General features: G+C 62.6%; 22 protein-coding genes and 1 rRNA gene. 12 read left to right on the top strand and 11 right to left on the bottom strand.

Annotation, left to right across the window (positions count from 1 at the left end; translation table 11 throughout):
- A 16S ribosomal RNA gene (locus tag H3H37_RS09065) occupies positions 1 to 111 on the bottom strand; the annotation flags it as partial.
- 545 nt (positions 112 to 656) lie between these two features.
- Here H3H37_RS09065 and H3H37_RS09060 point away from each other — a divergent pair.
- The 3 genes from H3H37_RS09060 (at position 657) to H3H37_RS09050 (ending at position 4,096) form a co-directional block, all read left to right on the top strand.
- Positions 657 to 1,973 carry a sensor histidine kinase gene (locus H3H37_RS09060; RefSeq protein WP_182161570.1) on the top strand — a complete coding sequence of 439 codons (1,317 nt, stop codon included), beginning with the start codon at positions 657 to 659 and terminating at the stop codon, positions 1,971 to 1,973.
- 83 nt (positions 1,974 to 2,056) lie between these two features.
- Positions 2,057 to 2,818, top strand: a complete 762-nt coding sequence (locus tag H3H37_RS09055) for a LytR/AlgR family response regulator transcription factor (protein ID WP_182161568.1) — start codon at positions 2,057 to 2,059, stop codon at positions 2,816 to 2,818.
- A gap of 96 nt (positions 2,819 to 2,914) precedes the next feature.
- Positions 2,915 to 4,096 carry a sensor histidine kinase gene (locus H3H37_RS09050; protein ID WP_182161566.1) on the top strand — a complete coding sequence of 394 codons (1,182 nt, stop codon included), beginning with the start codon at positions 2,915 to 2,917 and terminating at the stop codon, positions 4,094 to 4,096.
- 93 nt (positions 4,097 to 4,189) lie between these two features.
- Here the strand turns inward: H3H37_RS09050 and H3H37_RS09045 are convergent, their stop codons facing one another.
- The 3 genes from H3H37_RS09045 to H3H37_RS09035 form a co-directional block, all read right to left on the bottom strand.
- Complete coding sequence (locus H3H37_RS09045; protein WP_446033164.1) at positions 4,190 to 5,263, bottom strand: porin; 1,074 nt, start codon at positions 5,261 to 5,263, stop codon at positions 4,190 to 4,192.
- Positions 5,264 to 5,455: 192 nt separating this feature from the next.
- On the bottom strand, positions 5,456 to 6,106 hold the full coding sequence (locus H3H37_RS09040) for a class I SAM-dependent methyltransferase (protein WP_182161564.1): 651 nt from the start codon (positions 6,104 to 6,106) through the stop codon (positions 5,456 to 5,458).
- A gap of 45 nt (positions 6,107 to 6,151) precedes the next feature.
- Positions 6,152 to 7,093: a CysB family HTH-type transcriptional regulator gene (locus H3H37_RS09035; protein ID WP_182161562.1), complete on the bottom strand. Its 942-nt coding sequence runs from the start codon at positions 7,091 to 7,093 to the stop codon at positions 6,152 to 6,154.
- A gap of 256 nt (positions 7,094 to 7,349) precedes the next feature.
- Between H3H37_RS09035 and H3H37_RS09030 the strand changes: the two genes are divergently transcribed.
- From H3H37_RS09030 to H3H37_RS09000, 7 genes are all read left to right on the top strand, one after another.
- Positions 7,350 to 9,041 (top strand): nitrite/sulfite reductase, encoded by a 1,692-nt coding sequence (locus H3H37_RS09030; RefSeq protein ID WP_182161560.1) that lies wholly within the window; start codon positions 7,350 to 7,352, stop codon positions 9,039 to 9,041.
- The gene (locus tag H3H37_RS09025; protein ID WP_182161558.1) at positions 9,034 to 9,621 is read left to right on the top strand and encodes a DUF934 domain-containing protein; all 588 of its coding nucleotides are present in this window, start codon (positions 9,034 to 9,036) and stop codon (positions 9,619 to 9,621) included. The genes H3H37_RS09030 and H3H37_RS09025 overlap by 8 nt, the downstream gene beginning before the upstream one ends.
- 11 nt (positions 9,622 to 9,632) lie before the next feature.
- Positions 9,633 to 10,349 (top strand): phosphoadenylyl-sulfate reductase, encoded by a 717-nt coding sequence (locus H3H37_RS09020; protein WP_182161556.1) that lies wholly within the window; start codon positions 9,633 to 9,635, stop codon positions 10,347 to 10,349.
- Between the two features lie 43 nt (positions 10,350 to 10,392).
- On the top strand, positions 10,393 to 11,337 hold the full coding sequence (gene cysD, locus H3H37_RS09015; RefSeq protein WP_182161554.1) for a sulfate adenylyltransferase subunit CysD: 945 nt from the start codon (positions 10,393 to 10,395) through the stop codon (positions 11,335 to 11,337).
- Positions 11,337 to 12,650 carry a sulfate adenylyltransferase subunit 1 gene (locus H3H37_RS09010; RefSeq protein ID WP_182161552.1) on the top strand — a complete coding sequence of 438 codons (1,314 nt, stop codon included), beginning with the start codon at positions 11,337 to 11,339 and terminating at the stop codon, positions 12,648 to 12,650. Before cysD ends, H3H37_RS09010 begins: the two co-directional genes overlap by 1 nt.
- A 12-nt stretch (positions 12,651 to 12,662) precedes the next feature.
- Positions 12,663 to 13,421: a uroporphyrinogen-III C-methyltransferase gene (gene cobA, locus H3H37_RS09005; RefSeq protein ID WP_182161550.1), complete on the top strand. Its 759-nt coding sequence runs from the start codon at positions 12,663 to 12,665 to the stop codon at positions 13,419 to 13,421.
- 112 nt (positions 13,422 to 13,533) lie between these two features.
- Positions 13,534 to 14,310, top strand: coding sequence for a glutaminyl-peptide cyclotransferase (locus tag H3H37_RS09000; protein ID WP_182161548.1), 777 nt, complete (start codon positions 13,534 to 13,536; stop codon positions 14,308 to 14,310).
- A 15-nt stretch (positions 14,311 to 14,325) separates the two neighbouring features.
- Here the strand turns inward: H3H37_RS09000 and H3H37_RS08995 are convergent, their stop codons facing one another.
- The 3 genes from H3H37_RS08995 to lptF are packed head-to-tail and all read right to left on the bottom strand — an operon-like array spanning position 14,326 to position 17,002.
- Complete coding sequence (locus tag H3H37_RS08995; RefSeq protein WP_182161547.1) at positions 14,326 to 14,703, bottom strand: sirohydrochlorin chelatase; 378 nt, start codon at positions 14,701 to 14,703, stop codon at positions 14,326 to 14,328.
- Positions 14,703 to 15,872 (bottom strand): LPS export ABC transporter permease LptG, encoded by a 1,170-nt coding sequence (gene lptG / locus H3H37_RS08990; RefSeq protein WP_182161545.1) that lies wholly within the window; start codon positions 15,870 to 15,872, stop codon positions 14,703 to 14,705. The genes H3H37_RS08995 and lptG overlap by 1 nt, the downstream gene beginning before the upstream one ends.
- Positions 15,869 to 17,002: an LPS export ABC transporter permease LptF gene (gene lptF / locus H3H37_RS08985; RefSeq protein ID WP_182161543.1), complete on the bottom strand. Its 1,134-nt coding sequence runs from the start codon at positions 17,000 to 17,002 to the stop codon at positions 15,869 to 15,871. Before lptF ends, lptG begins: the two co-directional genes overlap by 4 nt.
- A 110-nt stretch (positions 17,003 to 17,112) precedes the next feature.
- On the opposite strand from lptF, the gene H3H37_RS08980 reads away from it, so the two are divergent.
- Positions 17,113 to 18,606 (top strand): leucyl aminopeptidase, encoded by a 1,494-nt coding sequence (locus tag H3H37_RS08980; protein WP_182161541.1) that lies wholly within the window; start codon positions 17,113 to 17,115, stop codon positions 18,604 to 18,606.
- A 75-nt stretch (positions 18,607 to 18,681) separates the two neighbouring features.
- On the opposite strand, the gene H3H37_RS08975 is transcribed toward H3H37_RS08980, so the two are convergent.
- From H3H37_RS08975 to H3H37_RS08960, 4 genes are read right to left on the bottom strand one after another with little or no spacing between them, the layout of a single operon-like run.
- Positions 18,682 to 19,134 carry a hypothetical protein gene (locus H3H37_RS08975; protein ID WP_182161539.1) on the bottom strand — a complete coding sequence of 151 codons (453 nt, stop codon included), beginning with the start codon at positions 19,132 to 19,134 and terminating at the stop codon, positions 18,682 to 18,684.
- A gap of 42 nt (positions 19,135 to 19,176) precedes the next feature.
- The gene (locus tag H3H37_RS08970; RefSeq protein WP_182161537.1) at positions 19,177 to 19,662 is read right to left on the bottom strand and encodes a CreA family protein; all 486 of its coding nucleotides are present in this window, start codon (positions 19,660 to 19,662) and stop codon (positions 19,177 to 19,179) included.
- Positions 19,663 to 19,666: 4 nt separating this feature from the next.
- Positions 19,667 to 19,855 carry a DUF1653 domain-containing protein gene (locus tag H3H37_RS08965; protein ID WP_182161535.1) on the bottom strand — a complete coding sequence of 63 codons (189 nt, stop codon included), beginning with the start codon at positions 19,853 to 19,855 and terminating at the stop codon, positions 19,667 to 19,669.
- Between the two features lie 5 nt (positions 19,856 to 19,860).
- Positions 19,861 to 20,271 carry a phiTE_015 family protein gene (locus H3H37_RS08960; RefSeq protein ID WP_182161533.1) on the bottom strand — a complete coding sequence of 137 codons (411 nt, stop codon included), beginning with the start codon at positions 20,269 to 20,271 and terminating at the stop codon, positions 19,861 to 19,863.
- A gap of 501 nt (positions 20,272 to 20,772) precedes the next feature.
- Here H3H37_RS08960 and xth point away from each other — a divergent pair.
- The gene (xth, locus tag H3H37_RS08955; protein ID WP_182161531.1) at positions 20,773 to 21,537 is read left to right on the top strand and encodes an exodeoxyribonuclease III; all 765 of its coding nucleotides are present in this window, start codon (positions 20,773 to 20,775) and stop codon (positions 21,535 to 21,537) included.
- Positions 21,538 to 21,554 lie beyond the last annotated feature (17 nt).

Below are 21,554 nucleotides of genomic sequence, written 5' to 3'. Positions count from 1 at the left end.
TACTCACCCGTTCGCCACTCGCCGCCAGGTTGCCCCGCGCTGCCGTTCGACTTGCATGTGTAAGGCATGCCGCCAGCGTTCAATCTGAGCCAGGATCAAACTCTTCAGTTTAATCTCTGTTTGTTTGGCATTGCTGCCACCGTCTTGCGACGGGTCGCTCACTCAAAATACTGACAGGCCACTTCCTAAGAAGCGTCCTATTTCATTACTTCTTGTGAACATTTGATATTTTAAGTATCACGAGGACTAGCCTCGTGTGCACTTCCATCAAACGTCCACACTTATCGACTGTGAATTGTTAAAGAACTTTATTCGGTACTATTCTCTGCTTTATTCGACAAATCGTTTTGTTTGTCAGCTGCAGAGAAAGAAGAGTATGAAGCACTTCGCTTATTTCGTCAACTACTACACTGTTTTATCAGCGCCTCGACTTACTTCGCTACAGCATTATTTTGCGTGAGTTTCAGCGGGGAGGCGAACTATAGCAAAGCCGCCGCGAACTTGGCAAGGCCTTTTTTCGTATGCCATGCAGCCCGGCCCGCGCCACTCCGTTTCAATCCCCTTTTCCTGCAGGCTGTCGCAATTGCATGGCGTTAAGAGATAGGGTTTCGCTACACTAGCTCCATGCTTGACCCATTGCTACCCGAAAGTGCCACATGCTGACATTGCCCAAAGTCCAAGAAATCCTGAAAAGCATCGCCGCCTGGCTGCACCGCAGCTTCGACGCGACCGCGACATGGGTAACCCAGTTGTCATGGTGGAAGTTCCTGATGTTCGCTGCGTTGATGCTGATCGCTGGCTCCATTCTCCAGGAAGAACTATTCTCATCCAGTCCGGACGAGGAAGTGGTGGTCAACACCCCCAAGCGCCCCAACCGCAAGAACGGCGAGACAAACATCCTGATCGACGACAGCGGCATCCACTTCAACCCACGCGGCAAGTTGCGCAAGGATGGCGCCAGCGCTAGCGCATCGGTGCCCACAGAAACACCAGAGCCGCCGCAACCTGCGGAGCCCGCCGAGCCACCGGCTCCGCCCGCGCCGCCCGCCAAGACGGGCAAGCACATCAAGTCGTCCGCATCGGCTTCGGCCACGCCCGCCCTGCCCGCGCTCCCCGGCGAAGAAGTCCACATCGACCTGCCGCCCCAGATCGGTGAGGAATTGTCGAACGCGATCGAGGAAGCGGTGGACGACGCCGCCGAGCAGAAAGTCACCCGCTACCACCGCCAGGCGTCCACCTGGTTCAAGAGCTTCGTCTCGCTGCTGGTCCTGGCACTGTTCGGCACCAAGGCCCTGATGGGCGGCAAGAAGCGGGCCGAAGCGCAGACCATGACCGCCAACGCCGCCGCCGAGCGCGAATCCATGCAGCGCCAGCTCAGCGAAGCGAAGATGCAAATGATGCAGGCCCAGGTCGAACCCCACTTCCTGTTCAACACCCTGGCCTCGGTCGAGCACCTGATCGAAACCAACCCGCCGCGCGCCTCGGCCATGCAGCGCAGCCTGATCAAATACCTGCGCGCCGTGCTGCCGCAAATGCGCGACAACACCCTGATCACCAACCTGGGCCGCGAAGCCGACATGGTGCTGGCTTACCTGAACCTGCTGAAAATGCGGATGGAAGAACGCCTCACGGTCGACTTCGAGATTCCGGATGGCTTGCGCACCGCCGCCTTCCCGCCCATGATGCTGCAATCGATGGTGGAAAACGCCATCAAGCACGGCCTGGAAGCGAAGCCCGAAGGCGGCACGCTGAAGGTGCGCGCAGAAGTGGCGCACAATAAACTGCGCGTGATCGTCACCGATGACGGCCTTGGCTTTGGCGCCGTCCCCAGCGACGGCACCGGCCTGGGACTGATGACCATCCGGGAGCGGCTGAAACTGCTGCATGGCGACCAGGCGCAACTGCTGATCGCGGCCAACAGCCCCACCGGCGTGATCGCCACCATCGAAGTGCCTTACCAACTGGCCAAATAATGGGCCGCACGACAAACGGCGACGATTGATTCTTACATCGTTTCGTTGAATAATTAATACCTTAATTTTACAACTTTACCATCATGCCAACCGCCATCATTGCCGACGACGAACGATTAATGCGCGACCAGCTGCGCATGCGCCTGAACCAGGTGTGGCCGGAACTGGAGATCATCGGCGAAGCCAAGAACGGTGAAGAAGCCATCGAACTGGTCGACCAGCTCAAGCCCGACTTCACCTTCCTCGACATCCGCATGCCCGGCAAGACCGGCATGGAAGCGGCCAGCGCGATTGGCAACAAAAGCCACATCGTGTTCGTCACGGCCTACGATGCCTACGCCGTGGAGGCCTTCGAGCGCGGCGCCATCGACTACGTGCTCAAACCGCCCGAGCCCGAGCGCCTGCAGATCACGGTCGATCGCCTCAAGACGCGCCTAGCCAAGCCGGAACCGGACATGAACGCCAGCGTGACGGCCATGCTGTCGCAACTGGCGGAAAAGATCACGGCGCCCAAACCCACCTATCTGCAATGGATACAGGCCAGCATCGGCCAGGACTTGCGCATGATCCCGGTGGAGGAAATCCTGTTCTTCCGCTCCGACGAGAAATACACCTGCGTGCAGACCGAGCGCTACGAAGCGCTGATCCGCAAACCGGTACGCGATCTGGCCGAGGAACTGGACCCGTCGTTGTTCTGGCAGATCCATCGCGCCACGCTGGTCAACGTGAATGCCATCGAAGGCGTCACGCGCGACATCCGTGGCCGCCATCTGGTCATGATCAAGGGCAAATCCGACAAGCTGGAAGTGAGCCGCAGCTTCCTGCACCTGTTCAAGCAGATGTAAGGGGCAGCGCACTTCTGCGTCAGCTCAATACCGCAGCCGCATCGTGTATTAGTGTGACACGCACGGCCGCCCTTTCCGGTGGCAAGGATGCGTGCCATGCCCCTGACCAGAAAATCACCCTGGCCCCTGGCCCTGTCCGCGCTGGCGGCGTTCCTGCTGCTGGGTGCACGGCTGGCACGCCGGCTGGCCGCGCCGCTGCGCCAGCCGCGGCGGCTGGCGGCCGTTGCCGGCAACCGCAGCCGCAGCATCATCCAGCACGCCAGCGACGCCATCATCTCCACCGATGACGACCAGACCATCGTGCTGGCCAACCCCTCGGCCGCCGCCATGTTCGGCACCACAGTGCAGGCCATGGAAGGCGCCTCGCTGCAGCAATTCATTCCGCGCGAACAACGCGCCCTGCCCGACGGGCCGCAACTGCAATACTTCGGCGCCACCGGCATCCGGCTGCGCATGAAAGGCCGGCGCGCCAGCGACTACGCCGTCACCGGTCTCAAGGCAAGCGGCCAGCTGTTCCCGCTGGAAGGCTCGATTTCCAGCCTGACCGAAGATGGACGGCAAATCCACACCATCATCCTGCGCGACGTCACCGAGCGCAAACAGGTGCAGCAAAAACTGGAGCAGTCCTACACGCAATTGCGCGAACTGTCGGCCGCGCTGCAAACCATCCGCGAAGAAGAGCGCACCCATATCGCGCGCGAACTGCACGATGACCTGGGCCAGTTGCTGGCCACGCTGCGCATGGACCTGACCTTGCTGCAGCAACAGCCGGCCGCCAACGACGCGGCCAGCAAGCTGCTGGCCAGCATGGACGACGTGTTGCTGTCGGCCATCACCTCGCTGCGCCGTATCGCCAGCAACCTGCGCCCACGGGCGCTCGATGAAGGGGGCCTGTTTTTCGCGCTCGACAGCATGCGGCAGGACTTCGTGGCGCGCCACGGCATCGCCTGCACGCTCGACGCCTGCGAGGAAGAGCTGGTGTTCGACGATAACTACAGCACCGCCATCTTCCGCATCGTGCAGGAAGCGCTGACCAATATCGCGCGCCATGCCCAGGCCAGCGAAGTCACGCTGCAACTGCACCGGCGCGACCGCACGCTGCGTATCGCCATCCGGGACGATGGCCGCGGCATCGCCGAACAGGACATGGACAAGGCGTCCTCATTCGGCCTGATCGGCATGCGCGAGCGGGTATGGGCCATCCACGGCGACATCGCCATCACCAGCAACGGCGGCACCCACATCGACATCAGCATGCCGTTGCCAGCCGAGGCTTAAATGCACACGCGCCACCAGGCAGGAACCGGGCGGCGCGCGATGGGATGGCACTACAAAGGGCTGACCACAGGGGCCCGCCCTCAAACTATCAACTTAGAACGAGTGACGGATGCCCACGTTGAAGGCCTTGTCGCCCGAACCGGCTTCGTTGTTGTTGCCAACGGTGTAGCCAGCGCCGTTCTTGTTCTTGATCTTGGCGAACGCGACGTAGGCGTTGGTGCGCTTGGACAGCAGGTGCGAGTAGCCGATGGCCCACTGGTCCGCATCCTGGTTCAGCACGGTCTTGTCGTTCTTGCGCATGTACGAGGCCATGATCATGTCATTGGCCGTCACCGGCACCTGGGCGCCGATCAGCAGGTCGTTGCTGTTGTTGCTGGCCACGGGCGCGGTCGTGTAGCCAAACGCGTTCGCCACTGGCAGCTCGGCGCTGAATGGACCCTTGTCCACGCCGTAGGCGAAGAAGGCCTTGGCGACCTGGAAGTCGTAGTTGATCGCGAACAGGGTGTTACGCGAGGTGTCCATGCTTGGCTTGCCGACGGTGTCGGTGTTCTTGTTGTTGTACACCAGGCGCGCGGTCAGCGGACCGTTGCCATAGTTCAGGCCCAGGCCGAACTGACGGCCAGCCGTGTTGCTGCCAGCCTGCTCGCCCAGCGCATACAGGCCGTCCACCGAGAAGCCTTCAAAGCTTGGGGTCGAGTACACGATGGCGTTGCTGACGCGGGTGTTGGCGCCCTTGGCGGCGAACAGGTTCTTGATGCTGCCAGCGTAGCCGGCGCCGAACGGATCAGCCACCTGGCTCATGGCGTTGTACAGCATGGTGTACTGGCGGCCCAGGGTCAGGGTGCCGGCATCTTTTGATTTCAGGCCGACATAGGCCTGGCGGTTGAAGATGGTGTTGGCGCTGTCCAGTTGGCCGTCGTCGATCTTGACGCCGGTTTCCAGCTGGAAGATGGCCGACAGGCCGCTGCCCAGGTCTTCCGTGCCCTTGAAGCCCAGACGCGACTGGCTGCCGATGCCGCTGGTCACTTTGGTCACGGTGCCGGCGGCGCCGCCACGCTCGCTGACCAGGCCAGCATCGACCAGGCCGTAGATGGTGACGTTCGATTGGGCGTGCGCGTTAGCGGCGAAGCCGGCGATGATCATTGCTGCCAGAGTAAGTTTTTTCACTTGAAGTTCTCTATGTAAGTTGAAAGAGTGGGTGTAAATGAATCCACGGGGCGAATCTTGCCCACCAAATACTTCAACAATGTGACATCGGCTATTTTGTTGTAATTTCACGTCGCTTATGCGCTTGGCAACAAAAAAGCCGCTGCGCAGAGCGTCAGCGGCTTTTTTGCCGGAATAAAGCGTGCTAAGCACTCACTTCAGGCGGCAGCTCAGCAGGTAGTAATATTCGAGCCGCTCGACGCGAATCTCACGCGCATACGGCGCCAGGCGCTTGCGCAGCGCGCTGTCCTTGGGATAGTTCATCATCACTTCGTAGCGCTGGCCATCGTCGGCCGTGAGGATCTGGTAGGTGTTGCCCTCCGCGTCGGTGCGGGCGATCACGGTGCTGCTGCCGTCCACATAGCTGCTGTCGAGCAGCACCAGCAGCACATCCTTGCCGAACTTGGCGCGCAGTTGCTTGATGTATTTTTCCTGGTCTTCGCGGCGGATGTGGCACCACCAGCCGGCGGCGAACACGGCCGTGTACTGGCCCACGCTGTCGGGCAGGTTCAGTGCATCGAGCTCGCCGAAGCTGACGATCTCGTCGTCGAGCTCGCGCGTGCGCGCCAGCGCCAGCATTTCCGGCACCACGTCGGTGGCGTGCACCGAGGCGGCCACGTCGGCGATCAGCTCGGTCCAGTAGCCGGTGCCGCAGGCCAGTTCCAGCACCGTGTGCCCTTCCAGCAGCTCGGCGATCATTTCCTGCAGATCGTCGAGATCGTCGAAGCGGGCCTCGTCGGCGTAGACCTGGTCGTAATTGTCAGCATTGACGGCGTAGTATTGGGCCAGCTGATTGGTAATCATGTAAAAACTCTTTTCTATGAATTCAGGTAATGCAAATGCAGTGCCTTACAGTTCGTAAGTATCTTTTTCGCCGCTCATGGCTTGCTCGATCAACTTGCGGTTGAGCGTGGGGGCCAGCAATTCGATAAAGGTGTAGATATAGCTGCGCAAATAAGCGCCCTGCTTGACGGCCACGCGCGACACGTTCATGCCAAACAGGTGGCCCGCCGAGATGGCGCGCAGGTTCTTGTCGCGTTCGGCGTCGAACGCCATGCCCGCTATGATACCAATGCCCATGCCCAGCTCGACATAAGTCTTGATCACGTCGGCGTCGATGGCTTCCAGCAGCACGTCCAGCTTCAGGCCGCGCAGCGTGAACGCATGGTCGATCTTGCTGCGCCCGGCGAAGGCGCTATCGTAAGTGATGATGGGGAAAGCGGCAATTTCCTCCAGCGTGATGGACTTGGACTTGAGCAGCGGATGCTCGGGCGGCACCACCACCACGTGCTCCCACTGGTAGCACGGCAGCGTGATCAGGCCGTTGATGGACGCGATTGACTCGGTGGCGATGGCCAGGTCGGCCTGGTCGCGCTGCACCATGTCGGCGATCTGCTGGGGATTGCCTTGCAATAAAGACAAGCGCACCTTGGGGAATTTCTGCATGAAAGCCTGCACCACCTTGGGCAAGGTGTAGCGCGCCTGGGTGTGGGTGGTGGCGATGGTGAAGCTGCCGCTGTCCTGGGCCGCGTATTCCTTGCCGATGCGCTTGAGGCTGTCGATCTCCTGCATGATCAGCTCGACTGATTCCAGCACCAGCCGGCCCGGCTCCGTCAGCCCACGGATGCGCTTGCCATGCCGGGTAAAAATATCGACGCCCAGCTCCTCCTCCAGCTCGATGATGGCCTTGGACACCCCCGGCTGCGACGTAAACAAGGCCTTGGCCGCGTCAGTCAGGTTATAGTTTTGGCGGACGGCTTCGCGCACAAAGCGCAGTTGGTGAAGGTTCATTGCTGGTCGAATCCCCGGAATCGCGTCAAAAAGTGGTTTGCGCCCTAGCTTATACCTAATACGTATATAAGCAAATAAAGACTAAGTCGTATGGAATAAAGACGAAGTTTATTACTATTGCAGCTAGTTTGGGGATGGCTGTACGGCTTCGTTGCAAGAGTGACACTGAATTAGCGGTGTGACCGGCTCGAAAAAGCGGCAATTCCTCCTACACTGAACGTGCCGGCACTCCAGCAAGCAAATTTTTGGGAAGAATATGTACCAATACGATCAATACGACCACCTCATCGTGCGCGAACGCATCGCCCAGTACCGTGACCAGGTACGGCGCCGCCTGTGCGATGAGCTGACCGAAGCCGAATTCCTGCCATTGCGCCTGCAAAATGGCCTGTACATGCAGCGCCACGCCTACATGATGCGTATCGCCGTGCCGTACGGCCTGCTGGCCTCGAAGCAGATGCGCATGTTCGCCCATATCGCCCGCAAGTACGACCGCGGCTATGGCCACTTCACCACGCGCCAGAACATCCAGTTCAACTGGATCGAGCTGGAGCAGACGCCCGACATCCTGACCGAGCTGGCCTCGGTGCAGATGCACGCCATCCAGACCTCCGGCAACTGCATCCGCAACACCACGTCCGATCCGTTCGCCGGCGTGGCCGCCGACGAGATCATCGATCCGCGTCCGTACGCCGAAGTGCTGCGCCAGTGGAGCACCTTCCACCCTGAATTCATCGCCCTGCCGCGTAAATTCAAGGTCGCCATCAACGGCGCCGTGGAAGACCGCGCCGCCATCGCCGTGCACGACATCGGCCTGACCGTGGTGCGCAATGAGCAAGGCGAGATCGGCTTCAAGTTCATGGTCGGTGGCGGCCTGGGCCGCACTCCCATCATCGGCAGCGTGATCCGCGAATTCCTGCCATGGCGCCACCTGCTGACCTACACGGCCGCCGTGATGCGCGTCTACAACCAGTACGGCCGCCGCGACAACAAGTACAAGGCCCGTATCAAGATCCTGCTGAAAGCACTGGGCGTGGAGGAATTTGCGCGCCAGGTGGAAGAGGAATGGCAAGACCTGAAGGATGGCCCGGAAACGCTGACCGACGAGGAAATGGCGCGCGTGATGGCCTACTTCCAGCCGCCCGCCTACAAGACCCTGCCCAACCTCGATGTGCAGGCCGAGCACGCGGACAACAAGGCCTTCGCCAACTGGCTCAAGCGCAACGTGCGTCCGCACAAGGTGCCCGGCTACGCGGCCGTGATCCTGTCGCTGAAGAAGACCGGCGTGCCGCCGGGCGACGCCACCGCCGAGCAGATGGACTTCATGGCCGACATGGCCGACCGCTACAGCTTCGGTGAGCTGCGCGTCACGCACGAGCAGAACATCATCCTGGCCGACGTCGAGCAATCGCAGCTGTTCAAGGTGTGGCAGGAAGCCAAGGCGCACGCGCTGGCCACCCCGAACATCGGCCTGCTGACCGACATGATCTGCTGCCCCGGCGGCGACTTCTGCTCGCTGGCCAACGCCAAGTCGATCCCGATCGCCGCCGCCATCGCCGAGCGCTTCGACAACATCGACTACCAGCACGACATCGGCGAGATCGAACTGAACATCTCGGGCTGCATCAACGCCTGCGGCCACCACCACGTGGGCAGCATCGGCGTGCTGGGCGTGGACAAGGACGGCAGCGAGTGGTACCAGGTGTCGATCGGCGGCGCGCAGGGCAACAACGCGGCCATCGGCAAGATCATCGGCCCGTCGTTCTCGGCGCTGCAAATGCCGGAAGTGATAGACCGCCTGCTGCAGGTCTACCTGCGCGAGCGCTTTGAAGACGAACACTTCGCCGACACGGTGGCGCGCATCGGCGTGACCCCGTTCAAGGAACACGTGTACGCCACGCCGATTGCCGACGCCGGCCGACTGATTGGAGAAGACGAATATGCCTGAAGCTGTAAAAAACCTGATCATCAAGCACCGTGCCGTGGTCGAAGACGACTGGTTCGTGCTGCGCACCGCGGCCGAAGGTGAGACCGCGCCCGATGCGGCCACTGTGGCCGTCCCGGCCGGCAAAGTGATCGTGCCGCAAGCCGTGTGGCTGGCCCAGCGCGAGACCCTGGCCGCGCGCGCCGCCGCCGGCGAGATCGGCGTCTGGATCGCCAGCGACGAGCGCCCCGAGGCGCTGCGCGAAGACCTGGGCCGCTTCGCCCTGGTGGCGGTGGACTTCCCCAAGTTCACCGACGGCCGCGGCTACTCGATCGCCTACAACCTGCGCACCCGCCTGGGCTACCAGGGCGAACTGCGCGCCATCGGCGACGTGCTGCGCGACCAGCTGTTCTCGATGCAGCGCGTGGGCTTTGACGCCTACGCCACCCGCCCTGACCGCAACATCCACGACGCACTGAAAGGCTTGACCGATTTCTCGGAAACCTACCAGGCTTCGGTGGACCAGAAACTGCCGCTGTTCCGCCGCCATGCGCGCGAAGTGGGCGCGGCCAATGCCGGCACCGACGTCGGTTTCGGCATCTGACAGGAGAACCCATGAGCGATCTGACTTCCCTCGTAGCCGCCACCAACGCCACGCTGGCGCGCATCGCCGCCGACTTCACGCCGGCCGTATTCGCCTCCAGCCTGGCGGCCGAGGACATGGTCTTGACCGACCTGATTTTAAAGGCCAAACTGCCGATCGGGATCTTCTCGCTGGAGACCGGCCGCTTGCACCCTGAAACCCTGGCCATGCTGGACAAGGTCAAGGACACCTACGGCTACGAGATCGCGCTGTACCGCCCGCAGCCGGAAGCGGTGGAAGCCTACGTGGCGCAGAACGGCCTGAACGCCTTCTACGACAGCGTCGAGATGCGGCGCGAGTGCTGCCGCATCCGCAAGGTCGAACCACTGGGCCGCGCCCTGGCCGGCAACAAGGCCTGGGTGACGGGCCAGCGCCGCGCGCAGTCGGCCACCCGCGCCGAGCTGCACGTGCAGGAAGACGACGCGGCGCACGGCATGGTCAAGTTCAATCCGCTGGCCGACTGGTCGGAGCAGGATGTGTGGGATTACATCCGCGCCAACAACGTGCCTTACAATGCGCTGCACGACCAGGGTTATCCGTCGATCGGCTGCGCGCCCTGCACCCGCGCCATCGAGCCGGGCGAGGATGTGCGCGCCGGCCGCTGGTGGTGGGAGAACCCGGACTCGAAAGAGTGCGGCCTGCACCTGGTGGACGGCAAGCTGGTACGCATCAAATCCGTGGCTGCATAAGCCACACAGACAGACACAGAATCAAGAAGATAGGCACAGTCCAATGAATGCTCTAGTTGATAACACCGCCGCGCGCGGCCTCGGCGACGTCAATTCGCGCCACCTCGATGCGCTCGAATCGGAAGCCATCCACATCATGCGCGAAGTGGCGGCCGAATGCGCCAACCCCGCCCTGCTGTTCTCGGGCGGTAAAGACTCGGTGGTGCTGCTGCGCCTGGCCGAGAAGGCCTTCCGCCCCGGTAAATTCCCGTTCCCGCTGGTGCACGTGGACACCGGCCACAACTTCCCGGAAGTGATCACCTTCCGCGACAAGCGCGTGGCCGAACTGGGCGAACGCCTGATCGTCGGCTCGGTGGAAGACTCCATCAAGCGCGGCACGGTGCGCCTGCGTAACCCGGCCACCGATTCGCGCAACGCCGCGCAGGCCGTCACGCTGCTCGAAACCATCGCCGAACACAAGTTCGACGCCTGCATCGGCGGCGCCCGCCGCGACGAGGAAAAGGCCCGCGCCAAGGAACGCATCTTCTCGTTCCGCGACGAATTCGGCGCCTGGGACCCGAAATCGCAGCGCCCCGAACTGTGGGACCTGTATAACACCCGCGTCCACCCCGGCGAGAACATGCGCGTGTTCCCGATCTCGAACTGGACCGAACTGGACGTGTGGCAGTACATCGCCCGCGAAAAGCTGGAACTGCCGCCGATCTACTTCGCCCACGAGCGCCAGGTCATTCCGCGCAACGGTCTGCTGGTGCCGCTGACGGACCTGACCCCGCCGCGCGAAGGCGAGACGGTCGAAACCCAGGTGGTGCGCTTCCGCACCGTGGGCGACATCTCGTGCACCTGCCCCGTGTCCTCGGACGCGGCGACGGTGGAGGCGATCATCGCCGAAACGGCCATCACCCAGATCACCGAACGCGGCGCCACCCGGATGGACGACCAGACTTCCGAAGCCTCGATGGAAAAACGTAAAAAAGCAGGATACTTCTGATGAACGCAAACACTGACAAACTGAACGAACGCGGCCTGCTGCGCTTCATCACCGCCGGTTCCGTCGACGACGGCAAGAGCACCCTGATCGGCCGCCTGCTGTTCGACAGCAAAGGCATCTTCGCCGACCAGCTGGACGCCATGTCGCGCTCCAAGCACAAGCGCACCGTGGGCGACACGGTCGACCTGTCGCTGCTGACGGACGGCCTGGAAGCGGAACGCGAGCAAGGCATCACGATCGACGTGGCCTACCGCTACTTCGCCACGCCCAAGCGCAAGTTCATCATCGCCGACACGCCGGGCCACGAGCAGTACACCCGCAACATGGTGACCGGCGCCTCCACGGCCGACGCGGTCATCATCCTGATCGACGTCTCGAAGGTCAAGCTGCGCGAGGACGGCGGCGTGGACCTGCTGATCCAGACCAAGCGCCACTCCACCATCGCCCACCTGCTGCAGATCGAGCACGTGGTGGTGGCCGTCAACAAGATGGACCTGGTGAACTACGACCAGAGCATCTACGACCGCATCGTGAAAGCCTACGGCGAATTCGCCGCCACGCTGGGCCTGAAGGACATCACCCCGATCCCGCTGTCGGCCCTGACCGGCGACAACGTGGTCGAAAAGAGCGACAAGCTGGCATGGTACAAAGGCCCGACCCTGATCGAGCTGCTCGAATCGCTGTCCGTGTACGACGAATCGCACAACGCCCCGTTCCGCTTCCCGGTGCAGCTGGTGGCGCGCCACAACGGCCACGAAGCGAACGACTTCCGCGGCTACATGGGCCGCATCGAAGCGGGCAAGGTCAGCGTGGGCGACAAGCTGGTGGTGCAGCCTTCGGGCCAGAGCGCCACCGTCAAGGACATCGTCACGCTGGAAGGTTCGCACCAGTCGGCCGTGGTGGGCCAGTCGGTCACGCTGCTGCTGAACGAGTACCTGGACATCTCGCGCGGCGACCTGCTGGCCAGCGCCGAGCAGCCGGCCACCCTGCTCAAAACGCTCAACGCGGACGTGTGCTGGATGTCGGACGAACCGCTGGACCTGCGCCGCAAGTACTGGATCAAGCACGGCACCCGCCAGACCGGCGCCAAGGTGACGGCCATCGATTCGGTGCTGGACATTAACACCCAGCAGCGCCACAGCGCCGACGGCCTGAAACTGAACGACATCGCCCGCATCTCGGTGAACGTGCAGCAGCCGCTGGCAGCCGACGCCTATGCCGACATCCGCGCCACAGGTGCTTTCATCCTGATCGATGAAGTGACGCACCAGACCGTGGCCGCCGGCATGATCCGCCTGGGCGACGAAGCTTAAGGAGATACCGCCATGCCAGCTCTCGGAAAAGTCTACCTGATCGGCGCCGGTCCCGGCGCCCAAGACCTCATCACGCTGCGCGGCGCGCGCCTGCTGGCGCAGGCCGACGTGGTGCTGCATGACGCCCTGGTGACGGACGAGATGCTGGCGCTGTGTCCCCAAGCTGAAAAAATCCTGGTCGGCAAACGCTACGGCCAGTTGTCCACGGCCCAGCAATTCATCAACAAGCAACTGGTCGATTACGCCGGCAAGGTGCCGCTGGTGGTGCGCCTCAAGGGCGGCGACCCGATGCTGTTCGGCCGTGCCGACGAGGAGTTGCGCGCGCTGGAGGAAGCCGGCATCGAGGTGGAGGTGGTGCCCGGCATCACCACCGCGCTGGCCGCCGCAGCCGCCACCAAGCAGCCGCTGACCAAGCGCGGCGTGGCGCGCAGCGTGGCCTTCTTCACCTCCAGCACGGCGCCCGAACACAGCGATCACCACGCCATCCCCGACACCGACACCCTGGTGCAGTACATGGGCGGACGCGAAGCGACGGCCACGGCCGCGCGCATGCTGGCCCAGGGCCGCCGGCCCGACACGCCAGTGGTGGTGATCGAAAACTGCAGCCGCTCCGACCAACGCATCCGCCGTCTGACGCTCGGTTCCCTGGCCCACGGCCTGGGTCCGGCCCACGGCCCCGTGCTCGTCATGCTGGGCGACGCCATGAAGATGCGCAGCCACCAGGCACCCGACATCGCCGCCGCCGTCGACGCGATACAGCAGCGCGCCTGAACTTATCCGCACCGTAACTTAACTTCGTGCCGCCTGCCCGTATAATGGGCGCTTTCATTCAGCCTGGGAGGCGGCAGTGGGTATGGTGCGTGAAATCGGTCTGAAACCGGCAATGTCCAAATGGCTGCTGTGCGCAGCCCTGATGCTGGGCCCCGTGGCTGCACCGGCGCTGGCCGACACGATTCCCGTCTACGACATCACCGTCGTCCACACCTATCCGCACGATCCGCAAGCCTTCACCCAGGGGCTGCTGTATCGCGATGGCTTCCTGTACGAGAGCACCGGCATGCATGGCCGCTCGTCGATCCGCAAGGTGAACCTGGAAACGGGCCGCGTCCTGCAGCAGGCGAACTTGCCGGCCGACGTGTTCGGCGAAGGCATGACGGTGTGGGGCAATGAGCTGGTCGGCATCACATGGCAGACGCAGGTCGGCTACGTGTTCGACTTGGCCAGCTTCAAACTCAAACGCACGTTCTCGTATCCCGGCGAAGGCTGGGGCCTGACCCAGGACGGCAAGCAGCTGATCATGAGCGACGGCAGCAACGAACTGCGCCTGCTCGACCCGGCCACACTGCGCGAAACGCGGCGCATCGCCGTCACGGTGAACGGCGTGCCGGTCGATCAGATCAACGAACTGGAATGGGTCAACGGCGAGATCTACGCCAACATCTGGCAGACCGACGTGATCGCCCGCATTGATCCGGCCTCCGGCAACGTCGTGGGATGGATCGACCTCAGCCCGCTGCTGCGGGCCGAGCGCAAGCAGATGGGCCCCGACGATGTCCTCAACGGCATCGCCTACGACCCGGCCAGCAACCGCCTGTTCGTGACGGGCAAGCAGTGGCCCAAGCTGTTCGAGATCACGCTCAAGCGCCGCCCCGCCAAGTAAGGCCGGGCAGCATGGTCAGGGCGCGTCCAGCGCGCCCACGCAATAATCACAGATGGCGTTGAGCACAGCCGCATTCTCGCCGGCCGCTTCCACCACGCTGATGGCAACCTGCGGATAGGCGCCGCGCAACTGCTCCACCATTACCGGCAGGTCACGCAGCACGTGGCCGCCCTGCCCCAGGAACACGGGCACCACCGTCACCTGCGCGATCCCGCTGCGCACCAGCTCCGCCACCAGCTCCGGCAACTGCGGCGTCATGAATTCCAGGAAGGCCAGCGACACGCACACATCGGGCATGCGCGCCTGCGTCAGGTCGCGCAAGCGCTCAAACGGCGCGGCCCAGGAAGCGGCGCGGGCGCCGTGGGCGAACAGGATCAGGGCACGTTTGGCCATCAATGTCTCTCCACCCACCACAAGGCGCCCAGCGCCAGCAGCAGGAACAAGGCGCTCGGGGCGATCGCCGTCAGAATGGCGGGCCAGGTGCTGAGCAGGCCCAGATGCGAGAACAGCGTGTTAATCAGCAGGAAGCTCACGCCGATCATGATGCCGACGAAGATCTTCAGGCTCACGCCGCCCGCGCGCGTATGCAGGTAGGCGAACGGCAGCGCCAAGGCCATCAGCACGAAGATGGCCAGCGGATCGAACAGCTTCTTCCAGAACGCGATTTTGAAGCGCTCGGTCTCCTGCTTGTTCTCCTGCAGGTGGCGGGTGTACACGGCCAGCTCATTGGCCGACATGCGGTCCGGATCGGCGCCGGACACGGACAGGATCTTGGGCGTGATCTCCGACACCAGGTCCAGCGTGTCGCTGTGGCGCGTGGTGACGGCGCTGGACGCCTGCGCGTAATGGTTCTCCACGTTGGCCTCGCTGCCCGGCTTGAGCAGCGCGGAGTTGGTGAACAGGTTCTCCGTCACATCGGCCAGGCGCCAGGTGTTGTCGCCCTGGTAGGTGGCGCTCTTGGCCAGCGTGAGGGAGCGCAGGCGGAAATTGGTATCGAACTCGTACAGCTTGACGTCGGCCAGCTGGCCGTCGGGTAGCACTTCGCGCACGTTGAAGAAGCGCGAGCCGGTCACCGTGCCCGTCATGCCTTCGCTCTTGACGATATCCTTGGTCCACATGCCGGAGCGGAATTCGCCGGAGATCGCCGCGCCGCGCGCGGCCAGCTTGATCTTGTCGGCGATGGGCGCCGTGCGCGGCGCAATCAGTTCACCGAAGATGAAGGTGACGATCACCAGCACCACGCCGATCTTGGCCAGCATCCACGCCACCATGCCGGTCGACATGCTGGACGCGCGCATGATGGTGAACTCGGAGGTGGAGGCGAATTGCGCCATCGTGTAGATGGTGCCGATCAGCGCCGCCAGCGGCATCACCTCGTACACGTGGCCCGGCAGCAGGATCAGCACGTACAGGAAGGCGTGCTGGATCGCGTAGCCGTTCTTGCCGATCGACGGCAGTTCGCCCGTCAGGTCCATGAACGCCTGCAGAGCCAGGAAGGCCACCAGCACAAACGCTACCGCCTGCAGGATCGAGACGGCTAAATAACGCTGCAATATCTTCATTTGTTGGCGCCTTCCTTGCGGGCGCCGGTGCGCTTGAAGGCCGCCAGCAGCGCCAGCGGATGGTAGCGGTGATTCAGGTTCAAGCGCCACGCGAACAGGCCCAGCACGGCCAGCCCCGCGATCAGGTGCAGCGGCCACCACGACAGCGCGAAGCCGAAGCGGCCCTGCTTGACGCTGGCCTCGAACAGCTTGACCAGGTTGCTGTAGCTGAAGAACACCAGCAGCGCGATGATCAGGTTGGCCGAGCTGCCGGCGCGCGGGTTGACGAAGCCGAGCGGAATAGCCAGCAGGATCAGCACCAGGCAGGTCATCGGCGATGCGATGCGCCACAACAGTTCGGCGCGCGCCTCGTTGCTGGTCAATTTAATCAGCGCCATGGTGGTGAGCGCGTCGGCGCTATGGTCCGATTCCAGGTCCTGCGCATGGTTGGCCACGCGCATGCTGTAACGCTCGAACTCCATGGTCTGGAAATCGGCCTGGCCCGGCACGCCCTGGTAGCGGCGGCCGTTCTTGAGCACCAGGTAGCGCTGCCCGTTCTGGGCCGCCGTGATCACGCCTTCGCGCGCCACGATGACGGCCGTGCCATGTTCATCGACCGTGTTGACGAACACGTTCTGCACCACCTGCGATTTGCCATCGGCCCCTTCCACGAAGAAGATGCGGTTGGCCGATGCCGATTCTCGGAACTGGCCCGGCGAGACCTTCTGCAAATCCTCGCGCTTCTCGAACCGTTCGACATACTCCGAGCTTTTCTGCTTGGCCCACGGCGTGGCCACGAAACTGAGCATGGCCGTCAACAGCACCATCGGCAGGCCGAAGTTGAGCACCGGGCGTATCCACTTGGTCAGGCTCAGGCCAGAGGCGAACCACACCACCATCTCCGAATCACGGTAGCTGCGCGTGACCACCATCAGCACCGAAATAAAGCTGGTGAGGATCAGGATAGTTGGCAGATAATTCAAGGCCGCGAACAGGATCAGGGCCAGCACGTCGCCCGATGCGACCTTGCCGCCGGCGGCCTTGCCCAGGATGGTGATCAGGGTCCAGGTGACGGAAATACTGAACAACACAGTGAAGGTCGCCCCGGCCGCACTGGCCATCTCGCGTTGAAGGGCACGTTGAAAGATCATTCGAAGCTTATAATTCGGTAGTTAAGGATGCGAAACCACGCATCCTTAGGTTAAGTAAGATGACGCGGCCCACAAGGCGCGCATGAAATGCATACGACACGGAGAATCCAATGGACTTTAGCATAAAAGCATTCGACACAAAAAACACCATCGCGTCGGCCAAGGCCGGCTGCGTTGCCGTTGCGGTTTTCGAGAACAAGAAGCTGTCGGCCGCCGCCAAGGCGCTCGATAGCGCCGGTGAAATCACTGCCGCCCTCAAGTCCGGCGACATCACGGGCAAGGCCGGCACCACGCTGCTGCTGCGCGATGTGAAAGGCGCGGCGGCTGAGCGCGTGCTGCTGGTGGGCCTGGGCAGCGACGAAACGGCCAGCGAAAAGAGCTTCGCCAGCGCCGTGGGCGCCGCGCTCAAGGTTTTCGCCACGCTGGGCGCGAGCGACGCCATTATCGCATTACCGATGGAAGAAGTGAAAGAGCGCGATGTGCAGTGGGCCATCCGCAACGTGGTGCAATCGGCGCACGAAGCCGTGTTCCGCACCGACGGACAGAAGAGCAAGAAAGACCCGGCGCCAACGGGCGTGAAGAAGATCGCGCTGGCCGTGCCGAACAACGCCGGCACCAAGCTGGCGCTGGCGCAGGCAATCGCCATCGCCAACGGCATGGACCTGACCAAGGAACTGGGCAACCTGTCGGCCAACGTCTGCACCCCGACCTACCTGGCCGACACGGCCAAGAAGCTGGGCAAGGAGTACAAGTTCGACGTCGAGATCCTGGACCGCAAGCAGCTCGAATCGCTGAAGATGAACAGCTTCCTGTCCGTCACCAACGGCAGCGAGCAGCCACCGAAGTTCATCGTCATCAAGCACATGGGCGGCAAGGCCAAGGACGCGCCCGTGGTGCTGGTCGGTAAAGGCATCACCTTCGACACGGGCGGCATTTCGCTCAAGCCCGGTCCCGGCATGGACGAGATGAAGTACGACATGGGCGGCGCCGCCTCGGTGCTGGGCACCTTCCGCGCCATCGGCGAGATGAACCTGAAGCTGAACGTGATCGGCGTGATCGCCGCCTGCGAAAACATGCCATCGGGCCGCGCCACCAAGCCGGGCGACATCGTCACCTCGATGAGCGGCCTGACCATCGAGATCCTCAACACGGACGCCGAAGGCCGCCTGGTGCTGTGCGACGCGCTGACCTACGCCGAACGCTTCAAGCCGGCCGCCGTGATCGACATCGCCACCCTGACGGGCGCCTGCATCGTGGCCCTGGGCCACCACAACAGCGGCCTGTTCACGCGCGACGACGAAGCCCACGAGAAGCTGGCCGCCGAACTGCTGGCCGCCGGCAAGGCCGCCAGCGACACGGCATGGCGCCTGCCGATCGGTGAGCTGTACAACGAGCAGCTGAAGTCCAACTTCGCCGACCTGGCCAACATCGGCACGCCGGGCGGCGCCTCGTGCACGGCGGCCGCGTTCCTGGAGAACTTCACCCGCAAGTACACCTGGGCCCACATCGACATCGCCGGCACGGCCTGGAAGTCGGGCGGCGCCAAGGGCGCCACCGGCCGCCCTGTGCCCCTGCTGAGCAATTTCCTGATCAACCGCGCCTGATACACCGGCGTCTAAAGATCGCAATAAAAAATGGCGAACCGGCCCGGCCGGTTCGCCATTTTTACTGGAGCAGCGTTAAAACACCGTCACGCCGGCCGGCGGTGGCGGCATCCCCTCCCCCGCGTCGCCTTTGTGCATGGTGACGGTCAGCGTGGACGGATAATCGAAGCCGGCGCCCGTATTGCGGTCGACGAAATAGCCGGCGCCCGCCGTCAGCACCACATTGCCCCACAGGGTGGCGTTGACCTTCGATTCCACTTTCTCGTAAGCCCAGTCGCCGCCATCCTTGCGGCAATCGATGCGCAGCGCGCCCGCGCTCTTGCGGATGGTGACGCGCGCCGGCGTGGTGACGAACCATTTGCCGACGTCGTTGTCGAGCACACAACCGACGCCGGGCAGTTCATGGTTATCCAGGATGGTTTGCACCAGCACGTCCTGCTGGGTCGATTCGGTCAGGGTGGCGCAACCGGCCAGCAGGGCCAGGCAGGCCAACGATGCCAGCGATAGGCGGGCGGCGAGTCGGTACATGGTCAACCTCGAACAGGGCGGACAGCGGTCCGCGACAGGGAATTATTTTCGCCGCAGGGGCACAGGCATATTGGCAGGAACGGGCACCGCCGTCACGCTGTTTTTGGGGCTGCCGTCGATCAGGCGATCGGAATAGACCAGGTAGACCAGGGCGTTGCGCCTGGGGTCCACCATGCGCACCACGCGCACATGCTTGAACAGGATGGAGGCCCGCTCGGAAAACACTTCTTCCTGCTTGGGCAGCTCGCCGTTGAAATGAATTTCGCCCACCTGGCGGCAGGCGACGGAAGCTTCGGCCTTGTCTTCGGCCACGCCGATGGCGCCCTTGAAGCCGCCCGTCTTGGCGCGCGACAGGTAGCAACTGACGCCACCCACGCGCGGGTCGTCGAACACTTCCACCACCACCTTGTGGTCCGGCCCCAGCAACTGGAACGCCGTATCGACCGAGCCGATGTTCTCGGCCCGGACGGCGGCGGCCCCGCACAGCAGGGCCAGGGCGAGGAAATAGCGTGACACAGGCTTCGCCATACGCTCAGTTAATGGGCGCAAAGCGCTGCACCATAACGCCGTCCACTTCGATCAGCTGGAAGAAGACGTCCTTGGGCCGCACCCACACCGAACCATCGGCCGCACGATACACGATCATGGGCGTCAGGTCCGCCTCCAGGGTCGCCTCGCATACCAGCTCGTAGACGCCCCCTTTGTAGTGACGAAAGCGCATAGCCGTCAGTCGTTCTTCTTGACGGCCATCCGTTCCTCGGCCACTTCTTTCTGCTGCTGTTTCTGCTTCAGGCCCTGGATCACCTTGAGGATGTCCTCCATGCCGCGCTCGCCCCCGAGGGTGGAGAACGCATCGAGCACCTCGTTGAGCACCTGGGTGCGCACGGTTGCCTCGTCCGGATTGATGGACGGAGCCCGTTGCACGGCGGAGCGGGCGCTGACAGCCGCCTTCTCCGCTGCGGCTGCCTTTTGCGCAGCCGTCTTGCGCCCGCCCGGCGTTTTGCCGTGTTCGAGCGCCGCCTGCCAGATGACCCAGCGACGTTGGGTTTCGTAGACCAGATACTCGTCTGGCTTGTCTTCGCGCCGGCGGACAATATGGCCATCCTTCTGCGCCCATGCTTCAAATGCAGTACGCATTTTTTTCCTTTACAAATGCTTCGCGCATAGTTCACTGTTAAACGACAAATATTTCCAAATAGTACCATCTATTAACGTACTACAACATATAGTGTACGCTATTGTGCACCTGTTTTGATTGCCATGTGGAAACAAAAGTTTTTAACGCTGGTGGTCTAAGTATATTGCTCTTTGGCCGCACTGTTAACTGATTCTAGTACTATTTTGATAACAATGAAGCATAATCGGCAATTATTTTTCCTTTTACCCGATTTTGCAACATTCTAGAACCACAGACGGTCAAGACACAAAGGTTTTTGATGTTTTTTTGTAAAACACGACAGTTAAACAATTTGTTGATTATTATCATCGCATACCTGTCCGATTCGTGCCACTCCCCAGTGTGCGGCGGCATGCTTGGGCGCCTGGCCGCCGTTCCCGGCACGCCGCGCCCGTGGTTGCGGTAAGATGCGCGCACACCGGGCACATGCCCTCACCGAACTCGCAAGGAATGCCCCTATCATGAAAATAGCGACCTGGAATGTGAACTCGCTCAACGTGCGCCTGCCGCACGTGCTCAAATGGCTGGAAGCCAACCCCGTCGACGTGCTGTGCGTGCAGGAAACGAAGCTGACGGACGACAAGTTCCCCGCCGCCGCCATCGAGGCCGCCGGCTACCAGGTGGTGTACACGGGCCAGAAAACCTATAACGGCGTGGCCATCCTGTCGCGCCTGCCGATCACGGACGTGGTCAAGAACAACCCCCACTACGAGGATGCCCAGCAGCGCATCCTGGCCGCCACCATCAACGGCATGCGCATCGTGTGCGCCTACGTGCCCAACGGCCAGAGCGTGGACTCGGAAAAGTACGGCTACAAGCTGGGCTGGCTGGCCGCGTTCCGCGACTGGCTCTATGAGCAAGCGCAGCAATATCCGCAACTGGCCGTGCTGGGCGATTACAACATCGCCCCCGAAGACCGCGACGTGCACGACCCCGTGGCTTGGGCCGGCCAGGTGCTGGTGTCGGACCAGGAACGGGCCGCGCTGCTGCGCCTGAACGAACTGGGACTCAAGGATGCGTTCCGGCTGTTCGAACAGGCCGACAAGTCGTTCAGCTGGTGGGACTACCGCCAGTTGGGCTTCCGCCTCAACAAAGGCCTGCGCATCGACCATATCCTGCTGTCGCCGGCGCTGGCGGCGCGCTGCAGCGCCTGCGTGATCGACCGTGAACCGCGTAAATGGGAACAGCCGTCCGACCACGCGCCGGTGATCGCCACCATCGATTGATTGACTGATTGATCGCG

The sequence above is a fragment of the Rugamonas brunnea genome (assembly GCF_014042345.1).
GTDB lineage: Bacteria > Pseudomonadota > Gammaproteobacteria > Burkholderiales > Burkholderiaceae_D > Rugamonas > Rugamonas brunnea.
Note: the sequence above shows the minus strand (reverse complement) of the source record. Positions and strands in the feature narration are given on the sequence as shown.

Coding starts and splice junctions, on each gene's coding strand:
- H3H37_RS09060 (WP_182161570.1), top strand. CDS start 657: ATGCTGACATTGCCCAAAGTCCAAGAAATCCTGAAAAGCATCGCCGCC.
- H3H37_RS09055 (WP_182161568.1), top strand. CDS start 2,057: ATGCCAACCGCCATCATTGCCGACGACGAACGATTAATGCGCGACCAG.
- H3H37_RS09050 (WP_182161566.1), top strand. CDS start 2,915: ATGCCCCTGACCAGAAAATCACCCTGGCCCCTGGCCCTGTCCGCGCTG.
- H3H37_RS09040 (WP_182161564.1), bottom strand. CDS start 6,106: ATGATTACCAATCAGCTGGCCCAATACTACGCCGTCAATGCTGACAAT.
- H3H37_RS09035 (WP_182161562.1), bottom strand. CDS start 7,093: ATGAACCTTCACCAACTGCGCTTTGTGCGCGAAGCCGTCCGCCAAAAC.
- H3H37_RS09030 (WP_182161560.1), top strand. CDS start 7,350: ATGTACCAATACGATCAATACGACCACCTCATCGTGCGCGAACGCATC.
- H3H37_RS09025 (WP_182161558.1), top strand. CDS start 9,034: ATGCCTGAAGCTGTAAAAAACCTGATCATCAAGCACCGTGCCGTGGTC.
- H3H37_RS09020 (WP_182161556.1), top strand. CDS start 9,633: ATGAGCGATCTGACTTCCCTCGTAGCCGCCACCAACGCCACGCTGGCG.
- cysD (WP_182161554.1), top strand. CDS start 10,393: ATGAATGCTCTAGTTGATAACACCGCCGCGCGCGGCCTCGGCGACGTC.
- H3H37_RS09010 (WP_182161552.1), top strand. CDS start 11,337: ATGAACGCAAACACTGACAAACTGAACGAACGCGGCCTGCTGCGCTTC.
- cobA (WP_182161550.1), top strand. CDS start 12,663: ATGCCAGCTCTCGGAAAAGTCTACCTGATCGGCGCCGGTCCCGGCGCC.
- H3H37_RS09000 (WP_182161548.1), top strand. CDS start 13,534: ATGTCCAAATGGCTGCTGTGCGCAGCCCTGATGCTGGGCCCCGTGGCT.
- H3H37_RS08995 (WP_182161547.1), bottom strand. CDS start 14,703: ATGGCCAAACGTGCCCTGATCCTGTTCGCCCACGGCGCCCGCGCCGCT.
- lptG (WP_182161545.1), bottom strand. CDS start 15,872: ATGAAGATATTGCAGCGTTATTTAGCCGTCTCGATCCTGCAGGCGGTA.
- lptF (WP_182161543.1), bottom strand. CDS start 17,002: ATGATCTTTCAACGTGCCCTTCAACGCGAGATGGCCAGTGCGGCCGGG.
- H3H37_RS08980 (WP_182161541.1), top strand. CDS start 17,113: ATGGACTTTAGCATAAAAGCATTCGACACAAAAAACACCATCGCGTCG.
- H3H37_RS08975 (WP_182161539.1), bottom strand. CDS start 19,134: ATGTACCGACTCGCCGCCCGCCTATCGCTGGCATCGTTGGCCTGCCTG.
- H3H37_RS08970 (WP_182161537.1), bottom strand. CDS start 19,662: ATGGCGAAGCCTGTGTCACGCTATTTCCTCGCCCTGGCCCTGCTGTGC.
- H3H37_RS08965 (WP_182161535.1), bottom strand. CDS start 19,855: ATGCGCTTTCGTCACTACAAAGGGGGCGTCTACGAGCTGGTATGCGAG.
- H3H37_RS08960 (WP_182161533.1), bottom strand. CDS start 20,271: ATGCGTACTGCATTTGAAGCATGGGCGCAGAAGGATGGCCATATTGTC.
- xth (WP_182161531.1), top strand. CDS start 20,773: ATGAAAATAGCGACCTGGAATGTGAACTCGCTCAACGTGCGCCTGCCG.